This window comes from Sorangium sp. So ce385 (assembly GCF_051474135.1).
GTDB lineage: Bacteria > Myxococcota_A > Polyangia > Polyangiales > Polyangiaceae > Sorangium > Sorangium cellulosum_D.
In genome coordinates this window covers 8698443-8718207 of record NZ_CP150337.1, presented here as the reverse complement: position 1 = coordinate 8718207, position 19765 = coordinate 8698443, and the positions used below count along the sequence as shown (strand labels likewise).

Sequence of the window (19765 nt, the reverse complement as noted above, 5' to 3'; positions counted from 1 at the left end):
AGCGGCGGCCGCAGCGGCTTCGCGAGCGCCGCGCGCCCCCTCGGCGCCGCCGAGAGCGCGTCCTCATGGCTGGGGGACGACCTCGTCCGTGGGGTTGCCGTCGATGTCGCCGACCACGTTGTTGGACCAATCCGCGTACGTACACGTCGCGCACGACGTCGTGTAACCCCAGTGGCTCGGGCCGAAGACGTTGTTGCGCAGGATCATGTCCTCGCCGTTCTCGGGGTAGAAATCGTAGGCGCCGAGCGAGACGAAGTTGTCGTGGACATCGTAGTTCCGCAGCGTCGAGCCATCGACGCTCTGGGTGAAGAGCACGGCGGTGATCGCTTGCCAATAGTTGGGCACTTCGTCGCCCGTAGCGGCGTCGACGCCCGGCTCGAGCCGGTTGTGGCCGATTTCGAGCGGCCCGCTGCCCCCGTACGGGAAGACGCCGCCCGTATGCGCGAGAGAGGGGTCCGCCAAGTGCGCGATGTAGTTGTCGTGCAGCCAGCTCTGCTCGATGACGGTGTTTTGGCCGCAGAGGCACATGCCGCCGGTGTTGGCCACGTCCACCCGGGTCAAGCGGATGGTGCACGTCGCACAGGCGTTCACGGCATGCTCGGTGAGGGCGGCGTTCGTACCTCCGAGGCCGACCGGCTCGGGGCGAATGGTGGTATCGCTGATGTTCAAGGTGAGCGGCGCGGACTCGTCGGCGTTGACCAGGATGCTGCGGTTCGTGGAGCCGGGCGGCGGCGCGATGATCGAGTTGGTGATGTTGACCGTGCCGTGGCAGCTGGTGCCGATGTAAATGAACGCGTGGAAATACATGTGGTCCAGATTGACGGTGCCGTCGCAATCGTACAGATCCCACTCTTTGCTTTCGTCGTCGCTGGGCCACACTTCCGTGTACCCGGGCGGCACCGGGAGCTGGGGATCGGATTGGGCGTAGGGGCCCACGCCGGGGGCGCCGACGGTGAAGCGATCGGGGTAGCGCTTGGCGCTCGGCGCGCCGCCGCCTCCTGCTCCACCACCGCTTCCGCCGCTCGTGCCTCCGCCGCCGCCTCCGGTGCCTGAAGACATGGACGAGGAGCTGGACGCCATCTCGCCGTCACCGCACCCTGCGAGGAGGGCGCACAGCAAGACCACCCCCGGCGAGCTCGGTCCGAGGCCTGCTGCAGGACGATTGGCCGCTCTCTTCATGAGATCTCCTTCGCTTTCGGGGACGTCGCGTCGCTCGTGATCGGAGATGTCGCCCGAGCGGTCCGCGGCCTGTTGCACGCCGGTCCTCACCCGCATGGGCCGCTCGTTTTCAGGGTCATGGGTCCGGAGGACGTACCGAAACGACCGTCGGTGAACGTGCCGCGGTTCGAGGGCGGCGTCGAGCGAATTTGTCGGCGCCTGGTGCCTCGCGGGGACAAGGAAGTCGAGGGCGGCCGCGGAGCGGACGCCGGGGTGCGGAGCGGGGCGGAGCCCCGAGGAGACGAGGCGAGGTCCGCCCGCGCGAGGCCGCCGCGAAGCGGCGCCGATGTCCGGCTGTCTCTGACCCGGCTTCGGGCGGGCTGAGCTGGCGCGTCCTCGCGTATGCTGCCGTCATGAGCTGGAAAGAGAGCTGTCGCTCGCGCCTCCGCGAGCACCTCGACGCGCGCGGCGATCTCGCCCCGCCCTGGGCGCGCTTCCCCGGTTACGAGCGCCACACCCTCGGCTGGCGCATGGGCGCCGGGGAAGACTGGATGGGGATGTGGAGCGTCTTCCTCGAGCAGCTCGCCCCGGAGCCCGAGACCCGCATCGCTTATCTGCGGCGTCACCCGCCCGCTCCCATCAGCTGGGCAGACGCCGTTCACGAGGTCCTCTACCCCGCGGCGCGGGGCGACGACGACGGCGACGAAGATGACGGCGACGAGGACGACCCGAGCGCGGCGGCCGAGCGCCGCTCCGCGCTCCTGGAACAGGGGCTCATCGCGTCCGACGTCGCATTCACCACCTGGCTCGGCCAGCAGGGAGGGCTGCGCTGGCCGTGGGAACGGCAGCCCGTCCCCGAGGAGGCGGCCCGCTACGACACCCGCGAGCTCTGGTTCTGGTCGCGCCAGGTCGCCGAGCTCCGGAGAGACCGCGGATGGGCGCCCCCCGCCGTGCCGGCGTCCTGGAGAGCGTGCGCGCGGGCGCTCGAGACCGGAGACGCGGGCGCGATCGACCCGCAGCGCGGGCTCCTGTCGCTCGCCCAGCTGCTCTGCGCCGGGCACGTCGACGCGCCCTGGCAGCTCGGCCTGTCGCTCGCCGACTTCGCCGACTCCTTCGAGGACGACATGGGCTATGTCGACGCGTTCCGCCTGTGGGGAATGTCCGCCTTCGACGACGCCGAGCAGCTCCGCCGCTACCTCGAGGCCACGCGCATGCCGCCGGGCTGGCAGGGCTGGGTCGCGGAGCAATTCCCCGTCAAGTGAGCCGCCCGCGGCGCTCGCTGCCCGCGCGACAGCGAGGGTGCGCCGACCCGGGCAGGGCAGACCCTTCGGGCGGGCGCGTTGAAGCGCCGTCGACCGCCGGCGCCGGCTAGAACAATCCTGTCCTCTTCGTCGCGCCATCACCGGCGATCCCGAGCGCGCCGGCCGATCGAGCTCTGGCACGTTTGTTCAAGACGGCTTCACCACGGGCGCGTAATGTTCCACGCGTATCGGCCCGAGGGGGGCGCATTGCTCGCGGTCGGCGAGCTCGCCGACGCGATCGTCCATGGCAGGAGCGATAGGTAAGACATGAACCCGTATCACAAGCTGTACACGCCGCAGGACACCGCCGTCGTCTTCATCGATCATCAGCCGCAGATGACGTTCGGCGTCGCCAGCATCGACCGCGCGACGCTGATCAACAACGTCACCCTGCTCGCGAAGGTGGCGAAGGAGTTCAACGTGCCCGCGGTCCTCACGTCGGTGGAGACGGAGTCGTTCAGCGGCTACGTGTGGCCGCAGCTCCTCGACGTGTTCCCCGGTCAAGCCGTCATCGAGCGCACCTCGATGAACTCGTGGGACGACCCCGCGTTCCGGGCCGCCATCGAGGCGACGGGCAAGAAGAACATCCTCATGACGGGGCTGTGGACCGAGGTCTGCGTGACCTGGCCGACCATCGAGATGCTGGGCGCCGGCTACAACGTCTACGTCGTCGAGGACTGCTGCGGCGCCACCTCGCCCGCGGCCCAGGAAGCAGCCTTGTCCCGCATGGTCCAGGCCGGGGCGGTGCGCCTCACGACGATCCCGGCGCTGCTGGAGTGGCAGCGCGACTGGGCGAAGCGCGAGCACTACAACAACCTCATGGGCCTGCTCAAGCAGCATGCCGGCGCCTACGGCGTGGGCGTCGAGTACGCCTACAGTATGGTCCACCGCGCGCCTCAGTCCGCGGCGAAGCCGCAGATCGTGCCGAAGAAGGGCGGTCACTAGGCGGCCGCCCATGAGTCCGACCATCCACGTCGCCATCACCCGGCGCGTCCGGCGGGAGCACGCCGAGGCGTTCGAGCGGCGCCTGGCGGAGTTCGCGCGCCGCTCCGTGGCCGAGCACGGAGCGCTCGGGGTGCACCTCTTGCGCCCCGCGCCGGGCTCCGGCTCGACGGAGTACGGCATCCTCCGCAGCTTCGCCAGCGCCGCCGATCGAGAGGCGTTCTACCAGACGCCTCTTTACAAGGAGTGGCTCGCGACCATCGAGCCGATGGTCGAAGGCGAGCCCCAAACCCGGGAGCTGGGCGGCCTCGAGGCCTTCTTCCCGCCGCGTCACGCGGCGGGCCCGCCCCGCTGGAAGATGGCGCTGCTGACGTGGATCGCGGTCTGGCCGGTGAGCATGGCGGTGCCGGCGGCGCTCTTGCCCCTGCTCGGAGCGCGCCTCCCTCGCGCGCTCTCGGCGGGGATCATCGCGGCCGGCATCGTCGCGACGCTGACGTGGGCGGCGATGCCGCTCCTCGTGAAGCTGGCGGCGGGGTGGCTCCATCCGGACCAAGGAGATTCACGATGATCGCCGATCTCATCCTGTTCAACGGACGCATCACCACCCTCGACCCGCGGCGCCCCGAGGCGCGGGAGGTCGTCGTCGTCGACGGGCGGATCGCCGGCGTCGACAACGCCTCGGACTTTCACCGCGGACCGGAGACGAAGGTCGTCGATCTCGGCGGCCGCAGGGTCATCCCCGGGCTCAACGACTCCCATCTCCACGTCATCCGCGGCGGCCTGAACTACAACATGGAGCTGCGCTGGGAGGGCGTGCCCTCGCTGTCGCTCGCCCTGCGGATGCTCCGGGAGCAAGCGGCGCGCACGCCGGCCCCGCAATGGGTGCGCGTCGTCGGCGGCTTCAGCGAGTTCCAGTTCGCCGAGCGCCGCCTGCCGACGCTCGACGAGATCAACGCCGCCGCCCCGGACACCCCGGTCTTCATCCTGCATCTCTACGGCCAGGCCCTGCTCAACCGCGCGGCCCTGCGGGCGTGCGGCTACACGAAGGAGACGCCGGACCCGCCCGGCGGCGAGATCGCCCGCGACCGGGCCGGCAACCCCACCGGCCTCCTGATCGCCCGGCCGAACGCGACCCTCCTGTACGCGACCCTGGCGAAGGGGCCGAAGCTGCCGCCGGAGTATCAATACAACTCGACGCGCCACTTCATGCGGGAGCTGAACCGCCTCGGCGTGACCAGCGTGTGCGACGCCGGCGGCGGGTTCCAGAATTACCCCGAGGACTACGAGATCATCCGCCAGCTCCACGAGCGCGGCGAGATGACGTTGCGCATCGCCTACAACCTCTTCACGCAGAAGCCCGGCGCGGAGCTCGAGGACTTCGTCCGGTGGTCCAAGGCCGTGAGGCCGGGCGAGGGCGACGACCTCTACCGCTGCAACGGCGCCGGGGAGATGCTCGTCTTCTCCGCGGCCGACTTCGAGGACTTCCTGGAGCCGCGCCCGGATCTCCCGCAGACGCTCGAGGCCGAGCTCGAGCGCGTCGTGCGCTTCCTGGCCGAGAACCGCTGGCCGTTCCGGCTCCACGCCACGTACGACGAGTCGATCCAGCGCTTCCTCCGCGTCTTCGAGCGGGTGAACGCCGATGTGCCGCTCGGCGACCTTCACTGGTTCTTCGACCATTGCGAGACGATCTCCGACCGCAGCATGGAGCGCGTGAAGGCCCTCGGCGGCGGCATCGCGGTTCAGCATCGGATGGCCTTCCAGGGGGAGTACTTCGTGGATCGGTACGGGGCCGAGGCGGCGGAGCGCACGCCGCCGATCCGGCGCATGATCGAGATGGGCATTCCGGTCGGGGCAGGGACGGACGCCACGCGCGTGGCGAGCTACAACCCGTTCGTCGCCCTGTACTGGCTGACCACGGGGAGGACCCTGGGAGGGCTCTCCCTCTATCCCGAGGAGGCGCGGCTCACGCGGGAAGAGGCGCTGCGGCTGTACACGCAGGGGAGCTCGTGGATGTCGCGGGACGAGGGCAAGCGCGGCGCGATCGCGGCCGGCCAGCTCGCCGACATGGCCGTCCTGAGCGGCGACTACTTCCGTGTTCCCGACGAGGAGATTAAGTGGCTCGAATCGGTGCTCACGATCCTCGGCGGCGAGCCGGTGTATGCCGCGGGCGAGTTCAAGCCGCTCGACCCGGGGGACCTCCCCGTGATGCCCGACTGGTCGCCGCTGCACCGCTACCCCGGCGCGTATCGGCCCTCGCCGGCCGGCGCGCCGGCCGCGGCCCGGGCGCAGGCGCGAGCCGCCGCCGGCCGGTGCTCGACGGAGCTCCCGCGGTGGCTCTCGGGGCTGCGCGGGCTGCTCGACGGCGGGTGCGAGTGCTTCGCGTTCTGACGATGGGCGCGCGCTTCGGGTCACGCCGGGGAGGCGCGGGGAGGGCTATCCCGGCGCCACGCGCTCGGTAGCGCAGGTACAGGTTACGTTCTGAGAGTCCCTTCAGGACGTCTGGAGGTGGGCGTTCTGCTCCGATCGGGTATTCTATGGCCACGCTCCGTAGAAGCCAAGAGCGAAGTCCCGCCTACCCGTTGGCAGGTCGGCCTTGCGCGTTGCAAGTTGCGCGTTGCAAGTTGTCCGTGTTTCGGTCGTGTTTCGGTGTCGCCCGCCTGGCGCGGGCGGAGCGTACAAGGAGTCCACCATGGCGACGATCACCACCCGAGATGGCACGAAGATCTTCTACAAGGACTGGGGCAAGGGCCAGCCCATCCTGTTCTCCCACGGATGGCCGCTCAGCGCGGACGCGTGGGACGTCCAGATGGCCTATTTCGGCCAGCAGGGCTATCGCGTCATCGCCCACGATCGGCGCAGCCATGGTCGTTCGGACCAGACCTGGGACGGCAACCACATGGATCAGTACGCCGACGACCTCGCGGAGCTGATCGAGGCGCTCGATCTCCGCGATCTCGTGCTCGTGGGCCACTCCACGGGCGGCGGCGAGGTCGCCCACTACGTCGGGCGCCACGGCACGCGCCGCGCCGCCAAGGTGGTCCTGGTCGGCGCCGTCCCGCCGCTGATGCTCAAGACGGCGGGCAACCCCGAGGGCACGCCGATCGAGGTGTTCGACGGCATCCGCAAGGGCACGCTCGCGAATCGCTCGCAGTTCTTCAAGGACCTGACGATCCCCTTTTACGGCTATAACCGCCCTGGCGCGCAGATCTCCGAGGGGCTGCGCGAGTCCTTCTGGCTGCAAGGCATGATGGGCGGCATCAAGGGTCAGCTCGACTGCATCCGCGAGTTCTCCGAGGTCGACTACACCGAGGACCTGAAGAAGATCGATGTGCCGACGCTCCTCGTCCACGGCGACGACGACCAGATCGTGCCGATCCAGGCCTCCGCGATCAAGGCGGCGAAGCTCGTGCCGGGCGCGACGCTGAAGGTCTTCCAGGGGGCCGACCATGGCCTCGCGCAGACCCGCGCGGATGAGTTCAACGCCGAGCTCTTGGCCTTCCTCAAGCGCTGAAGCGCGACGGCCGACCAGCGGCGAACCACGCCACGAACCCCGCCCGCAGCCGCCCACGTTCTCGCTTGCCCGGCTGGATTCCGCCATGTTAAATACCATTAACTAATGGCCTGTGGGAGGAGGTGGCTGTGTCGGCTGCGACACAGTCGAGGTGTGCTCTCCTCCTCCGTGCCTCCTGAGCAGCCCGCCTGCCAGCGTCAGCTCCCCTCGTCGCAAGGCCGTTGCTCTGCTCCACCGTGAGCCTGTACGGTTCCAGGAGGGGCGCTGTCCCGCGTGGGCCTCGTTGCCTTCGCGACGCTCTCTCGAACCCATCGATGCTCAACCTATCCAGCTACCACTCCGTCATCCATTTCGATCCCACGGGCGACACCGCCCGCTATCGCGCCGTCCGTGCGAGCGACGGCGCCCCCGTGGTGCTCAAGGTGCTCGGCGCGGCCGAGTCGCGCGTCGTCGACCGCGCCCGGCTCAAGCATGAATACAAGCACATCGCGCGGATCGAGTCCGAGCGTGTCGTCAAGGTCCACGGCGTCGAGGAGCACGAGGGGAACCTCGTCGTGGTGTTCGAGGACGCCGCCGGGGAGGAGCTCGGGAGCTTCCTCGCCGCGCGCGGCAGGCTCGAGCTCGGCCTGTGCCTCGATCTCGCCATCTCGATGACCGAGGCGGTGCGCGTGCTGCACGGGCACGGCGTCGTGCACGGCGCCATCCGGCCGAAGAGCTTCGTGGTCTCCAGCGCTGGAGAGGCGCGGATCCTGAACTACGGGGTAGACGCCGCGGTCACCCAGGAGGGCGCATTGCTCTACAGCGATGCCGTCCTGTCCGACGTGCTCCCCTACACCTCGCCCGAGCAGACCGGTCGGATGAACCGCAGCGTCGACCACCGCTCGGATCTGTACTCGCTCGGCGTGCTGTTCTACCGGATGCTCACCGGGAGCCTGCCCTTCGAGGCGATCGACCCGCTCGAGCTCATCCACGCCCACATCGCCCTCATCCCCGAGCACCCCACGGAGCGGAGCGCCGGCGTGCCCGCCCCGTCCGGCGATGTGGTCATGAAGCTGCTCGCCAAGAACGCGGAGGACCGTTATCAGTCCGCGCTCGGCCTGCTCGCCGATCTCCACGAGTGCCGGCGGCGCCTCGCGCAGGGCCGCCTCGATCGCTTCGAGCTCGGCCAGCGCGACGCCGCGTACCTGCTGCAGATCCACCAGCGGCTCTACGGCCGCGAGGAGAGCATCCAGCGGCTCACCCAGGCCTTCATGGGGGTCCTCGGCGGCGCGCGCAAGGTCGTCCTCGTGTCGGGCTACTCGGGCATCGGCAAGTCGTCCCTCGTGCAGGAGATCCTGAAGCCCCTCGCGCGCGAGAAGGGCTATTACATCAGCGGCAAATACGACCAGTACAACCGCGACCGGCCCCTCGGCCCGGTGCTCCAGGCGTTCGACGCCCTGCTCCGGCAGATCCTGTCCGAGAGCGAGGAGCGCATCGCGCGCTGGCGAGCGGCGATGATCCAGGGGCTCGGGAACAACGCGCAGGTGATCTGCGAGGTCCTCCCCGCGCTGGCGTACCTCATCGGCCAGCAGCCCCCCGTGCCCTCGCTGGGCCCCGTCGAGGCGCAGAACCGCCTCAACCTCACCTTCCAGCGCTTCGTCTCGGTCTTCACGGGGCAGGGGCGCCCCGTCGTCCTCTTCCTCGACGATCTCCAGTGGATCGACGCGGCGAGCCTCAGCCTCGTCAACGCGCTGCTCGAGGGCGACGGGCTCGGGGCCTTCTTCTTCTGCGGCGCTTACCGCGACAACGAGGTGAGCTCCGCGCACCCGTTCATCCGCGCCATGGAGGACCTCCGGAAAGGCGGCCTCGAGACCGAGCCGATCGTGCTCACCCCGCTCGAGCTCCCGCACGTCACGGCGCTCGTCAACGACAGCCTCGGGCGCTCGGACGGCGAGCAGCTCGCCGCGCTCGTGCTCAAGAAGACCGGCGGAAACCCGTTCTTCATCAAGCGCTTCCTCAAATCGATCCACGACAGCGGCGCGCTCTCGTTCGACCAGGCCGGCCGCTGGTCGTGGGACCTCGCGGCGATCGGCGCCCTCGAGTACACCGACAACGTCGTCGACCTCATGGCGAGCAACATCCGCCGCCTGCCCGCGCCCACGCAGGAGGCGCTCCGGCTCGCGGCGGCCATCGGCAACCGCTTCGATCTGGGCACGCTCTCCACGATCAGCGGGTGCTCGATCGACGAGTTTTACGCGCGCGTCGAGCCGGCGCTCAAGGAGGAGCTCATCACGAGCGACGGCGCGAGCCACCGCTTCGTCCACGACAAGATCCAGGAGGCGTCCTATTCGATGATCCCGGCCCCGGAGCGGCCGGGGCTTCACCTCCGCGTCGGGCTGCTCTTGAGAGCGGCGCTCGGGGCCGACGCGCGCGGGCTCTTCGACGTCGTGAACCACCTGAACCGCGCGGGCGACCTGATCGGCGACCCCGCGGCGCGGCTCGACCTCGCGCGGATGAACCTCGCCGCGGCCGAGCGGGCCGAGGAGAGCTCGGCCTTCGAGGCGGCGCTCAAGTACGTGGCCGAGGGGCTCGCGCGGCTCCCCGACGACCCGTGGGCGGCGGAGTACGAGCTCATCTTCGCGCTCACCACGAAGATGGGCCTCATGCAGGTGCTCGCCGGCCGCCCCGACGACGCCCTCGTCACGCTGGAGCGGGCCGTGGCCCACGGGGCGAGCCGGCTCGACAAGACCCGGGCGTACGGGCTCAAGGTCAAGGTGCATGTCCTCAAGGGCGATCTGCACGCCGCCCTGACCGAGGGGCTCGTGGCCCTGCGGCTCTTCGGGATCGATCTCCCGCCCTTCCCGTCGGACGAGGCGGTCGCCGGCGACGTGGAGGCGACGCTGAAGCTCCTCGACGGCCGATCGATGGAGTCGCTCCTCGATCTGCCGCGGCTCGCCGACCCCGAGATCGCCGCCCTCCACAACGTGCTGGAGGAGATGATCTCGGCCTGCTACTTCCTCGCCAGCAACAACTTCGGGTTCTGCGTGATGCGGATCCTGCGGGACACCGCGCAATACGGCGTCTCGCAGAGCTCGGTCTTCTCCTACGTCGTCTTCGGCCAGATCCTGTGCGTCAGCGGCCGCATCCCGCTCGGCTACGCCTTCGGCGAGGCCGCGGTCGAGCTCCTCCGGCGCTATCCGGACAAGCGGAACGAGCCGATCCTCGCCTGCATGTGGGGCGCGTTCGTCATGCACTGGCGGACGAGCTACGCGAAGGGGCGAGAGATCCTCCACACCGGCATCCACGCCGGCCTGGAGACAGGGCAGTACGTCTGGGCGTTCTACTGCATGGTGAACGCGAACACGAGCACCCTGCTCCTCGGCCTGCCCCTCGCCGAGATCAAGGCGGAGTCGCGCTCGCTGCTGCCCCTGCGGAAGTTCGACAGGTGGAATTTCATCACCTGGATGGTCAGCGCCATCGGCCAGCTCTGCGAGAACCTCATGAGCCCGGATCCGGGCCCGAGCGACCTCGCCGGCGAGTGGATCCAGATCGACGAGATCATCGCGGCCGCGGCCGCGATCAACAACCAGGCCTCCCTCTTCTTCGCCCTCTTTTATCGGCTCGTCCTGCGCCTCTTCCAGGGCGACCACGCGGGCGCGGCGTCGCTCGCGTTCGACGCCAACGCCAGCATCATCGGGATCGCCGGCTGGCAAGGCAACCCTCCGTTCCACTTCTACGGAGGCGTCGCCCTGGTCCTGGCCGCCGAGGGCGCGGATCCGGAGACCCGGGAGAAGTACCTCGAGAAGGCCCGCGCCTTCGGCGAGAAGGTGGCTTTCTGGGCCAGCCACGCCCCCGACAACATGCGGCACCGCCACCTCCTGCTCGCGGCCGAGCTCGCGCGCGTGGGCGGCGACAGGCGCCTCGCGCTCGACCTCTACGACGAGGGCATCCAGGCGGCCGCCGAGGGCGGCTACCTGCACGACCTCGCCCTCGGCAACGAGCTCTGCGCGCGCTGCTATCTCAAGCTCGGGAGGACCACGCTCGCGCGCGCCTACATGATCGAGGCGCACGCCCAGTATGCGCGCTGGGGCGCCGCGAGCGCCATGGCCCGCCTCGAGCGCGACCATCCCGATCTCCTGAAGCGCGATCTGCCCGCCATCCCCAGCGCCCCGGTGCGCGTCCGGGAGGACCTCGATCTGCGCAGCGTGCTCAAGGCCTCTCAGGCCCTCTCCGGGGAGATCGTCCTGCCCCGGCTGCTCGAGGCGCTGATGCGCATCATGATCGAGAACGCCGGCGCGCGCCGCGGCTTCTTGATCCTGAAGGGCGAGGGGGGCCTCACCATCGAGGCCGCCGGCGACGTCGTGGGCGATCGCTTCGAGCGGGTCGCCTCGGCCCCGCTGGACTCCCGCTCCGACCTGGCCGCCGGCGTGATCAAATATGTCGAGCGGACCGAGGAGAGCGTCGTCATCGATGACGGGCCGGCCCATCCATCGTTCTCGTACGACCCTCATATCCGGGTCTCTCAGGCAAAGTCGCTGTTCGTCTCGCCGATCGTGCACCAGGGGCGCGTCATCGGCATCGTCTACCTCGAGAACGCGCTCGCCAGCGCCGCCTTCACGCGCGATCGCGTCGAGCTCATCGGCCTGCTCTCGTCGCAGATCGCCGTCTCGCTGGAGAACGCGCGCCTCTTCGCCCAGCTCGAGGACAAGGTGGCTGCCCGCACGGCCGAGCTCACCGCGGCGCACGCCGAGCTCAGCGCGGCGCACGCCCAGCTCGGCGAGCTCTACGCCGCGCGGGAGCGCGAGCAGGAGGAGCGCATGCTGGAGCAGCGCGCCCTGATCGAGCAGCAACGCCAGGTGATCCACGCCCTCTCCGCGCCCATCCTCCAGGTGTGGGACGGTGTCCTGGCGGTGCCGCTCATCGGCATCCTGGACCGCGAGCGCGCGGACGAGATCATGAACAGCCTGCTGAACGCGGTCGTGCGCGGCAGCATCCGGTTCGCCATCCTCGACACCACCGGCGTCGAGGCGATCGACGAGGCGGTGGCCGATCATCTCGTGCGCATCGTGCGCGCCCTGGCGCTGCTCGGCGTCCGCGCGATCGTCACCGGCATCCGGCCGGCGGTGGCGCGGACCATGACCTCGCTCGAGCTCGACATGCGCGCCCTCGGCACGCATGCCACCTTGCGCGAGGCCCTCAAGTTCTGCATGAGGAGCCTCACCTCGGCGCCGCGCGCGACGCGTTGACCCGCGCGTTGACTCGCGCGTTGACTCGCGCGTCGACCCGCGAGGCAGCGCAGCGCAGCGAGGCGACCGGAGCATGGCACTTCGACCTGGGTCGCGGCATTGCGATGAAGGTCCGGCGCCGGCGCTCGAACATCCCTCGACGGGTGCTTGGCGTGCGGCGTGTCCTTCGATAGTTAGCCAAACTAAGTGATGTGCTGTGCCTGCGCAGGGGTCTCCGGCGCTCGCCGGAGAGCCGGCGCGAGCGGTGGCGCTTCTCCCCGCCGAGCGCGGCGGCGCGCCGTGGAAGCGCGCGCCGCCGTCCGTCGACTCGAAGGATTCGAAACAGCGGTCCCGTGACCGCGAGGACCCGGGCCTCCGTCGAGGCCCGCTGTCGCTCGTCAGGGCGGGGAGGCGTTGGACGTGCCGGTGAGCTTCGCCTTCGCCAGGTTGTTCGCCTCGAGCTTGGTCTCGGCGTCCTTGACCGCGGCGGTGCCCGAGCCCGCGATCGTGACCGACTCCTCCCCGAGCGCGTAGATCGTGAACTCGTAGGTGTCGGTGTTGGCGCTCCCGCCGCCGAAATTCGGGCAGGGTCCGAGGTAGTTGCTGTTCTGCTTGGCGCCGATCGACGCCGCGTCCTTGAACTCCTCGGGCAGCGAGGTGACGTTGGCCGGAATGTTGTAGATGACCCAGTGATAGCCGTTCATGTTGGGCGGCGTCTTATGCGCCAGGGTGACGTCGATGAAGGTGATGGCGTAGCTCTTCGTGCCCGGAGGCCCCGCGGTCCAGTTGAGCTCCGGCAGGAGGCTGCCGTTGAAGCCGGCCGCCGCGCAGGTGTACTTGTCGGCGAACTCGGCGCCTTCCTCGTGATTGGGGCTCGTGAGCTTGAATTCGGCGGAGGACTCGCCGCCGCCGCCGCCTTCGTTCGCGCCGCCCGCGTCGCCGCCGCCGCCGCCGTCGCCCGCGCCGCCCGCGCCGCCGGTCCCCGTCGTCGCCGCCGTGGTCGTGGAGCTCGCCGAGGTCGTGCTGCTGGTGCTGCCGGGGCCGCCCGTGGTCCCGGTGCTCGTCGCGGAGCCCCCGCCGTCGCCCGAGGGCCCGGTGTCATCGTCGGAGCAGTTCAATGTTGCGAGCGGAACGCTTGTGAGGATGAGAATTCCTATGCTGCGAGTGAGCCTATCCGTGATGGTTCGCATGCGCGGGATGATGTCACGTCCAGGTTTCTCTCGCGATGGCAGTCGCTTCGCTCCACGAAAAAAAGAATCTCAATTCAGTGGCACATTTCCCGGGACTTCGTCCGGTGTCGACACGCTTCATCTCTACAGCTCCGGCGCACACGTTGAGCGTTAACATGCTTCATCTCTACAGCGCCGGCGCACACGTCTTTGTGTCGACACGCTTCATCTCTACAGCTCCGGCGCACAGGTCTTGCGTCGGAGGAGATTTGCAGAGAGGGCCGTCGTCGCCGAGCGCCGCCCGTTCCTCGCGGCGTCAGATGGCGACGAACCGGTCGCGGCAGATCAGCGGCCGGTACAGCGGCGCGATCAGGCTGGCCCCGGCCGCGCCCTGCAGCGCCGCGGGCGTCATTCCGGCGTAGCGGCGCACGGTGCGGCACAGGTGGCTCTGATCGGCGAACCCGGCGTCGGCGCTCAGCGCGGCCCAGGGCAGGCCCTCGTCGAAATGCTCCAGCGCGCGCTGGAAGCGCCGGATGCCCTTCATCTCGCGCAGCGTCACCCCGTGGTGGCGCAGCAGCAGCCGCTCGGACTGGCGCAGCGAGACGCCGAGCGCACGGGCGAGGGCAGCCGCGTCCCGGTCGGCGAGCCGCGCGTCGCGCAGCGCGGGGGCCGGCGCCGCCGCGCGCGGCGGCAGCGCGGCCGCCCAGCGCCGCACCGAGAGCAAGCGGCCGTGCGGCGTGCCCTCGCGCCGCACGGCCGAGAGCAGCGCCGCCACGGGCGCCGCGCCGATCGCGTCGCGCAGATCGATGCGGCGGTCGACGAGGCACCCGGCGTCGAGGCCGAACCACGCCGGGAGCACCCACGGCTCGAGCAGGACGATCACGGCGTGCAGCTCGGCGGGCAACCGGTAGCCGAACGGCCGCGTCGCGACCCCGGACAGCCAGACCGCGCCGCCCGCCCGGTCGTCGCGCTCGCTCTGGATCTCGCCGACCAGGCCGATGCTCAGGACCGCGTGCAGCGACGGCAGCGCGCGCGGCGCCGGTGGCCCCCACGACGCGACGCTCCCCGCCACGTCGACGAGCCCGGTGATCCCGGGCTGGCCGGCGCCGGGCGCGGCGTGCGCGAGGAGCGGCGACGCGCGGCGTTCGCGGGCGGCGGGGGCGAGCCTCGATGTCGACATCGTTCAATACGCGCGGGCCGCCGGTGGTCACCTTGCGCCGGCGCCGCGGACGTCGGCGCCGATCGTGAGGAGCGAAGCGCATGAAGGCAATCGGAATCCATCGCCACGGCGACGCCTCGCAGCTCGTGCCGCTGGAGCTGCCCGACCCGGCGCCGGGGCGGCATCAGGTGCGGGTGCGGGTGATCGCGTCGTCGATCAACCCGGCGGACGTGCGGGCGCGCTCGCCGTCGCCCGGGCCGCGCCGCATCGAGCGGCAGTTCCCGCTGGTGCTCGGCTACGACATCTCCGGCGTCGTCGACGCGGTCGGCCCCGGCGTCGAGGGGTTCGCGGTCGGCGACGAGGTGTTCGGCTCGCCCAGCCTGTTCGGGCAGGGCGCGAACGCCGAGCTGGCCGTGGTCGACGGCCGCACCCTCGCCCGCAAGCCGCCGACCCTGTCGCACGAGGAGGCCGCGTGCCTGTCGCTGGCCGGCGTCACGGCCTGGGAATGCCTCGCCCGCGCGCGGCCCGCGGCCGGCGCCACGGTGCTGATCACCGCGGGCGCCGGCGGGGTAGGGCACCTGATGCTCCAGCTCGCGCGGCACCTCGGGCTGCGCGCCGTGGCGACCGCCAGCCGGCCCGCGTCGACGGCGTTGTGCCGCGAGCTCGGCGCCGCGGTCGTGCTCGATCACGCCACGCAGGACGTCGGGCAGGCCTGCCGGGAGCTGACCGGCGGGGCGGGCGTCGCGGCGGCGTTCGACAACGCCGGCGGCAGCGCGCTGGATCAGGCGCTCGACGCGGTGGCCCCGATGGGCACCGTGGTGAGCATCGTGCCGACGCCGGCGCCCGTCGCGGATCGGCTCTTCCTCAAGGCGGCGTCGCTCGTCTATCACGTGATGGGGGCCGCCTCGATGTGGCGGCTCGACCCGCACGCGCAGGGCCGCGCGCTGGCCGCGGTCGCGGCGCTGGCGGCGCAAGGCCACGTGCGGCCCGTCGTCAGCGCGACCTACCCGGTGCGCGACCTCGCGCAGGCCCACCGCGCCATCGAGTCGGCGCGCACCGTGGGAAAGATCGCGATCCGCGTGGAAGACGGCTTCTGAGCCGCGGGGCCTTTGGCCTTTGCCCCGCGTCGCCGGACGTCGAGCCATGAGCGGATTCGTGACATCGACGCGGTCGGCGCTGGACGCTCGCGGTCCCGAGCGCCGGGCCAGCGCGAGGCAGCGCTCCCGGCTCCGCGATCGGCCGATTCGTTAGGCACACTTATGGATCTCGGCGCCGGGGGCAACGGCGCGTGGACAGGTCTTCCGCCGTTCGGCTGCGGTTCACCCTGAGCTCCACGGCGGCTTCGCCGGGGGCGCCCGCCGGCGCCCCCTCGCGGAGCTGGCCCGGCGGGCGCGAGCGACGCCGGCTCAGTTCGGGGGCGGAATGAAGACGCCCGGACAGGGCTCGTCGCCGAAGACCCTCATGCCGAGCCGATACATCGTGATCTTCGGGTTGGGCGCCCAGTTCCAGCTGGCTCCGGCGTACGAGTAGTCGTTCGACTCATTGAAGTCCTGCCAGCTGGACGCGTGGAACGCGACGCGGAACTGCTCGGTGGTGCCCGAGGGCGCCAGCGTCACCTCCGGGATCACCACGTCGACGTAGTGGGTCGCGTTCGCGCACCCGCCGCCGGGCACCTCGTGGAAGGTCATCGCCGGCGTGGTCGAGCAGCCCCAGCACTCGGCCGCGAGCGTGCCAGGCGGCTCCTTGGTGAAGTAATACCGCACCGTCGTGTTCCAGAGGAGGAGGCTGTCGGTCCCGGTATTGCGCACCTGGATCCCCGGCGTCACCCAGTTCGGCTGCGGCGTGTGCTCGTCGTACAGCACCTCCAGCCGGCAGTCCGCCGGGCAGGACGAGGTGCTCTCGCCGGTGCTGCAGACGCCGTCGCCGCAGGAGCAATCGGTCGCGCACGAGGCCGGGCTCTCGAGCGGGCCGCAGGCGCCGTCGCCGCAGGAGCACACGTCGGACACCGTCATTTCGCACATGGCCTGGACCGCGAGGTGGGCGTAGGTCACGTCCTCGCCGCGGCATCCGTCGTCCGCGCACTGCTTCGGGCGCACGCAGGCGGCGCCGTTCGGGTCGGGCTCGAAATCCGCCGCGCCGCGCACCAGGATGCCCACGAGCTCGTGCGTGGCGAGATCGAACACGCCCGAGCCCGAGTTGCCCACGAACGTGTCCAGGTTCGCGACGAAGAACTCGGGGTCGCTCGCGTCGCGGATGTTGGCGCCGTCGGCCAGCTTGAGCGGCAATCCGCGGGGGAAGCCGTGCACGATGAGGTCGATGTCCTCGTCCAGCGGCGCGCTCGACGCGCGCACGTCCGCGGGCTGCCGCCCCACGACCGGCCGGTCGAGGCGCACGACCGTGTAGTCCGCGCCGCTCGGGTCCCGGTACCAGGTGAGGAAGTCCACGCAGCGGTAGAGGTCGTCGCTGGTGATCTGGTTGAGCTGGCCGGTGGAGGAGTTGATCGCGTAATCGAAGACGAAGCGGCTGTCGTTGCAGTTGTTGATGCAATGCCCGGCCGTCAGCACCAGGTCGTCGTCGATCAGCGTGCCGCTGCAGTCGGCGAGCGCCGGCTGGGTGGCGAAGCGCTCGTCGGGGCACACGTTGTCGCGCCCGATCCAGTTGGGTCCGGCGATCTGGATGTCGTTCGGGTCCGAGGCGTCGACCGCCGAGGTGGGGACCAGGGCCACGGTGAAATCCAGCACGCGCTGCGCCCACACCGGATCCGAGTACGTGAACGGCTCCTCCCGGTCGTCGTCACCATAGATGACCTCGGAGCGGATCTCCCCTGTGGCCTCGTCGTCGGCCGGCGTCCCGCAAGCCACGCCGGCCCCGGCGAACACGAGACCCGTGCAAGCGATCAATCGGAATATCTTCATGGCAAACTCCCGAGTTGTAATGCAAGGACATCGAATGCGCTGCGAGGCGCCCTGCGCGGCCGTGCCGCGGGGGGGGGGCGCTCCTCGGCAGCGCGCGTCGACCCGAGGCGCAAGGAAGCGAGTCGAGCCGCCCTGTGCGCCCGCGCCAGGGGCGATGCGGCGCGGGATCAGCTAGCGATCTCGAACGGGTGGTTCAACGCTCGATCCGGCCTCGAGCACGAATCTGACATCTGATGGATACTGACGCGCTCAAGCTTCGTGAAACACGAGAGCTGGTCAGCGTCGGACTCTAGTTTCCCGGTCGACGGGGTCCCAATGGATAGTCGGCATGAGCCTCATGCACACCGTGCATCGGGTTTGCCCTCACGCCGGCCGGAGCCCGCGCCGGACCCCGCGGAGGCCTCGCGACTCGCTACGTACGGCTCCGGGCGTCGCAGAGCCGAGCCGCCTGCGACAGGAGGTAGTTCTGCTCGGGGGTGTTCGTCGTGCGGCCGGCCGCCCTCCGGTAATGGGCTATCGCGGCCTCGCGATCCCCGGCCCGCTCCAGGAGGTGCGCGCGGGCGGCGTCGAGGCGGTGATGTCCCTGGAGGCGCGGGTCGGCGTCGAGCGATCTCAGCAGCTCGAGCCCCGCCTCGGGGCCGCGCACCATGGCCGTCGCGATCGCGTGGCTGAGCGCCACCATGGGGTTGTCGGACATCCCGAGGAGCACGTCGTACAGCGCCAGGATCTGCGGCCAGTCCGTGTCCTCGGCGCGCGCCGCCTCGTCGTGCACCGCCGCGATCGCGGCCTGCACCTGGTAAGCGCCGATCGAGCCCCTGGACAGCGCCGCGGTCACGAGCGCGACGCCCTCGGCGATGGCCCCCTGATCCCACAGGCTCCGATCCTGGTCGGCGAGCGGGATCAGCTGGCCCTCGGGCCCGGTCCGCGCCGCGCGCCGCGCGTCGGTCAGGAGCATCAGCGCGAGCAGGCCCGCGACCTCGCCGTCGTCCGGCAGGAGCGCGTGCACGGCGCGCGTCAGGCGGATCGCCTCGCTCGACAGATCGTCGCGGTGCAGCGCGGGGCCGGAGCTCGTCGTGTAGCCCTCGTTGAAGATCAGATAGAGCACGTGCAGCACGGCGCCGAGCCGCGCCGAGCGCTCCTCCGACGTGGGCGCCGTCGGCATCTGGAACGGCACGCCGGACGCCTTGATGGTCTGCTTGGCGCGGCTGATCCGCTGCGCCATGGTCGCCTCGGGGACCAGGAACGCCCTGGCGATCTCGGCCGTCGTCAGGCCGCCGACGGCGCGCAGGGTCAGCGCGATCGCGGAGGGCGTCGACAGCGCGGGGTGGCAGCACATGAAGAGCAGGGCGAGCGTGTCGTCCTGCTCCACCGCCTCGTCGCTGTCGGCGGCGAGGGCGATCTGCTGCTCCGGCGGCACGAGGCTGACCACGAACGCCTCGCGGCGCCGGCGGGCGGCCTCGCTGCGGACGTGATCGGTGATGCGCCGCGCCGCCACCTGGATCAGCCAGGCGCGCGGCTCGTCGGGCACGCCGTCGCGCGGCCACTGGGTGGCCGCCGCGACGAGCGCCTCCTGGACCGCGTCCTCGGCGGCGCCGAAGTCGCGGAATCGACGGAGGATGGCGCCGAGCACCTGCGGCGCGAGGTCGCGCAGCAGGCGCTCGGCCCCGGTGTCCCGCGGCCGTGAGGTCAAGGCAGCTCTTGGGGGGGCGGCGCGCTCATCACCTCTCGCACCTCGATCGCCAGGTTGAGCGGCGCGCCCCCGGGGCCGGGCGCGGCGGACGCCTGGGCGGCGAGCTCGTAGGCGCGCTCGGGGCTGTCGACGTCCACGATCCAGTACCCGGCGAGGAACTCCTTGGTCTCCGGGAACACACCGTCGGTGATGGGCTTGCCGTCCTTGCCGGCGCGCACGAGCTTGGCCTGCTCGGGCCCCGCCAGGCCCTCGGCCGCCACGAGCTCCCCCGACGCGCTGAGCTGCTGGTGGAAGCGCTTCATGAAGGCGATATGCGCCTGGAAGTCCTTCTGAGGCCAGCTGGCGACCTGGTAGGGACCGCCGTGCGGGGTGTGCATCATCATGATGTATTTCATGGCCGACTCCTTCTCATCGCGGGCGCCCCGGGCATCGGGGCGCGTTCCTGGGGAGGTCGGAGCCGAGGGCGGGGTCTCGACATCCCGGGCGACGATAGCGAAGAAATTGTGGGACCGACACAGGGTCCAAGGTGGGTGAATGTGGGCATCGTGCGCGGCGGCGGGCGTTCATCGGCGGCGCTCGCCGCGCCCGCGATGGGGCCTCGCGCTTGCGTGGACGACGTGATCGGCTCCGCCCGCGTCGTGCGACGGCGAGGGGCGAGCGACGGTACGTCCTCGAAGCGCGTCCGGGCTCTCCCGCGGACGGCAGGATGGGTGACG

13 protein-coding genes are annotated in these 19765 nt (G+C 70.7%); 7 read left to right on the top strand and 6 right to left on the bottom strand.

The window, feature by feature from the left end; genetic code table 11:
- Window positions 1-63: 63 nt before the first annotated feature.
- Entirely contained in the window at window positions 64-1179 is a 1116-nt protein-coding gene (locus tag WME83_RS31685; RefSeq protein WP_437313438.1) for a hypothetical protein, read from the bottom strand.
- Between the two features lie 392 nt (window positions 1180-1571).
- Here WME83_RS31685 and WME83_RS31680 point away from each other — a divergent pair, with 392 nt between their 5' ends.
- From WME83_RS31680 to WME83_RS31655, 6 genes are all read left to right on the top strand, one after another.
- Window positions 1572-2420, top strand: a complete 849-nt coding sequence (locus WME83_RS31680; protein ID WP_437313437.1) for a hypothetical protein — start codon at window positions 1572-1574, stop codon at window positions 2418-2420.
- 306 nt (window positions 2421-2726) lie between these two features.
- Entirely contained in the window at window positions 2727-3404 is a 678-nt protein-coding gene (locus tag WME83_RS31675; RefSeq protein ID WP_437313436.1) for a hydrolase, read from the top strand.
- A gap of 10 nt (window positions 3405-3414) precedes the next feature.
- Complete coding sequence (locus WME83_RS31670) at window positions 3415-3969, top strand: antibiotic biosynthesis monooxygenase (protein WP_437313435.1); 555 nt, start codon at window positions 3415-3417, stop codon at window positions 3967-3969.
- Window positions 3966-5789 (top strand): amidohydrolase, encoded by a 1824-nt coding sequence (locus WME83_RS31665; RefSeq protein ID WP_437313434.1) that lies wholly within the window; start codon window positions 3966-3968, stop codon window positions 5787-5789. The genes WME83_RS31670 and WME83_RS31665 overlap by 4 nt, the downstream gene beginning before the upstream one ends.
- 301 nt (window positions 5790-6090) lie before the next feature.
- Entirely contained in the window at window positions 6091-6912 is an 822-nt protein-coding gene (locus WME83_RS31660) for an alpha/beta fold hydrolase (protein ID WP_437313433.1), read from the top strand.
- Between the two features lie 314 nt (window positions 6913-7226).
- A complete protein-coding gene (locus WME83_RS31655) occupies window positions 7227-12137 on the top strand; it encodes an AAA family ATPase (RefSeq protein WP_437313432.1) in 4911 nt (1636 codons plus the stop codon).
- A gap of 377 nt (window positions 12138-12514) precedes the next feature.
- On the opposite strand, the gene WME83_RS31650 is transcribed toward WME83_RS31655, so the two are convergent.
- Complete coding sequence (locus WME83_RS31650; RefSeq protein ID WP_437313431.1) at window positions 12515-13234, bottom strand: YbhB/YbcL family Raf kinase inhibitor-like protein; 720 nt, start codon at window positions 13232-13234, stop codon at window positions 12515-12517.
- A gap of 367 nt (window positions 13235-13601) precedes the next feature.
- Window positions 13602-14465 (bottom strand): helix-turn-helix domain-containing protein, encoded by an 864-nt coding sequence (locus WME83_RS31645; protein ID WP_437313430.1) that lies wholly within the window; start codon window positions 14463-14465, stop codon window positions 13602-13604.
- Window positions 14466-14545: 80 nt separating this feature from the next.
- Here WME83_RS31645 and WME83_RS31640 point away from each other — a divergent pair, with 80 nt between their 5' ends.
- A complete protein-coding gene (locus tag WME83_RS31640) occupies window positions 14546-15541 on the top strand; it encodes a quinone oxidoreductase family protein (RefSeq protein ID WP_437313429.1) in 996 nt (331 codons plus the stop codon).
- A 309-nt stretch (window positions 15542-15850) separates the two neighbouring features.
- On the opposite strand, the gene WME83_RS31635 is transcribed toward WME83_RS31640, so the two are convergent.
- The 3 genes from WME83_RS31635 to WME83_RS31625 form a co-directional block, all read right to left on the bottom strand.
- Entirely contained in the window at window positions 15851-17359 is a 1509-nt protein-coding gene (locus WME83_RS31635; protein WP_437313428.1) for a trypsin-like peptidase domain-containing protein, read from the bottom strand.
- A gap of 412 nt (window positions 17360-17771) precedes the next feature.
- Window positions 17772-19049 carry an RNA polymerase sigma factor gene (locus WME83_RS31630; protein ID WP_437313427.1) on the bottom strand — a complete coding sequence of 426 codons (1278 nt, stop codon included), beginning with the start codon at window positions 19047-19049 and terminating at the stop codon, window positions 17772-17774.
- A complete protein-coding gene (locus WME83_RS31625) occupies window positions 19046-19444 on the bottom strand; it encodes a YciI family protein (protein ID WP_061625379.1) in 399 nt (132 codons plus the stop codon). The genes WME83_RS31630 and WME83_RS31625 overlap by 4 nt, the downstream gene beginning before the upstream one ends.
- Window positions 19445-19765 lie beyond the last annotated feature (321 nt).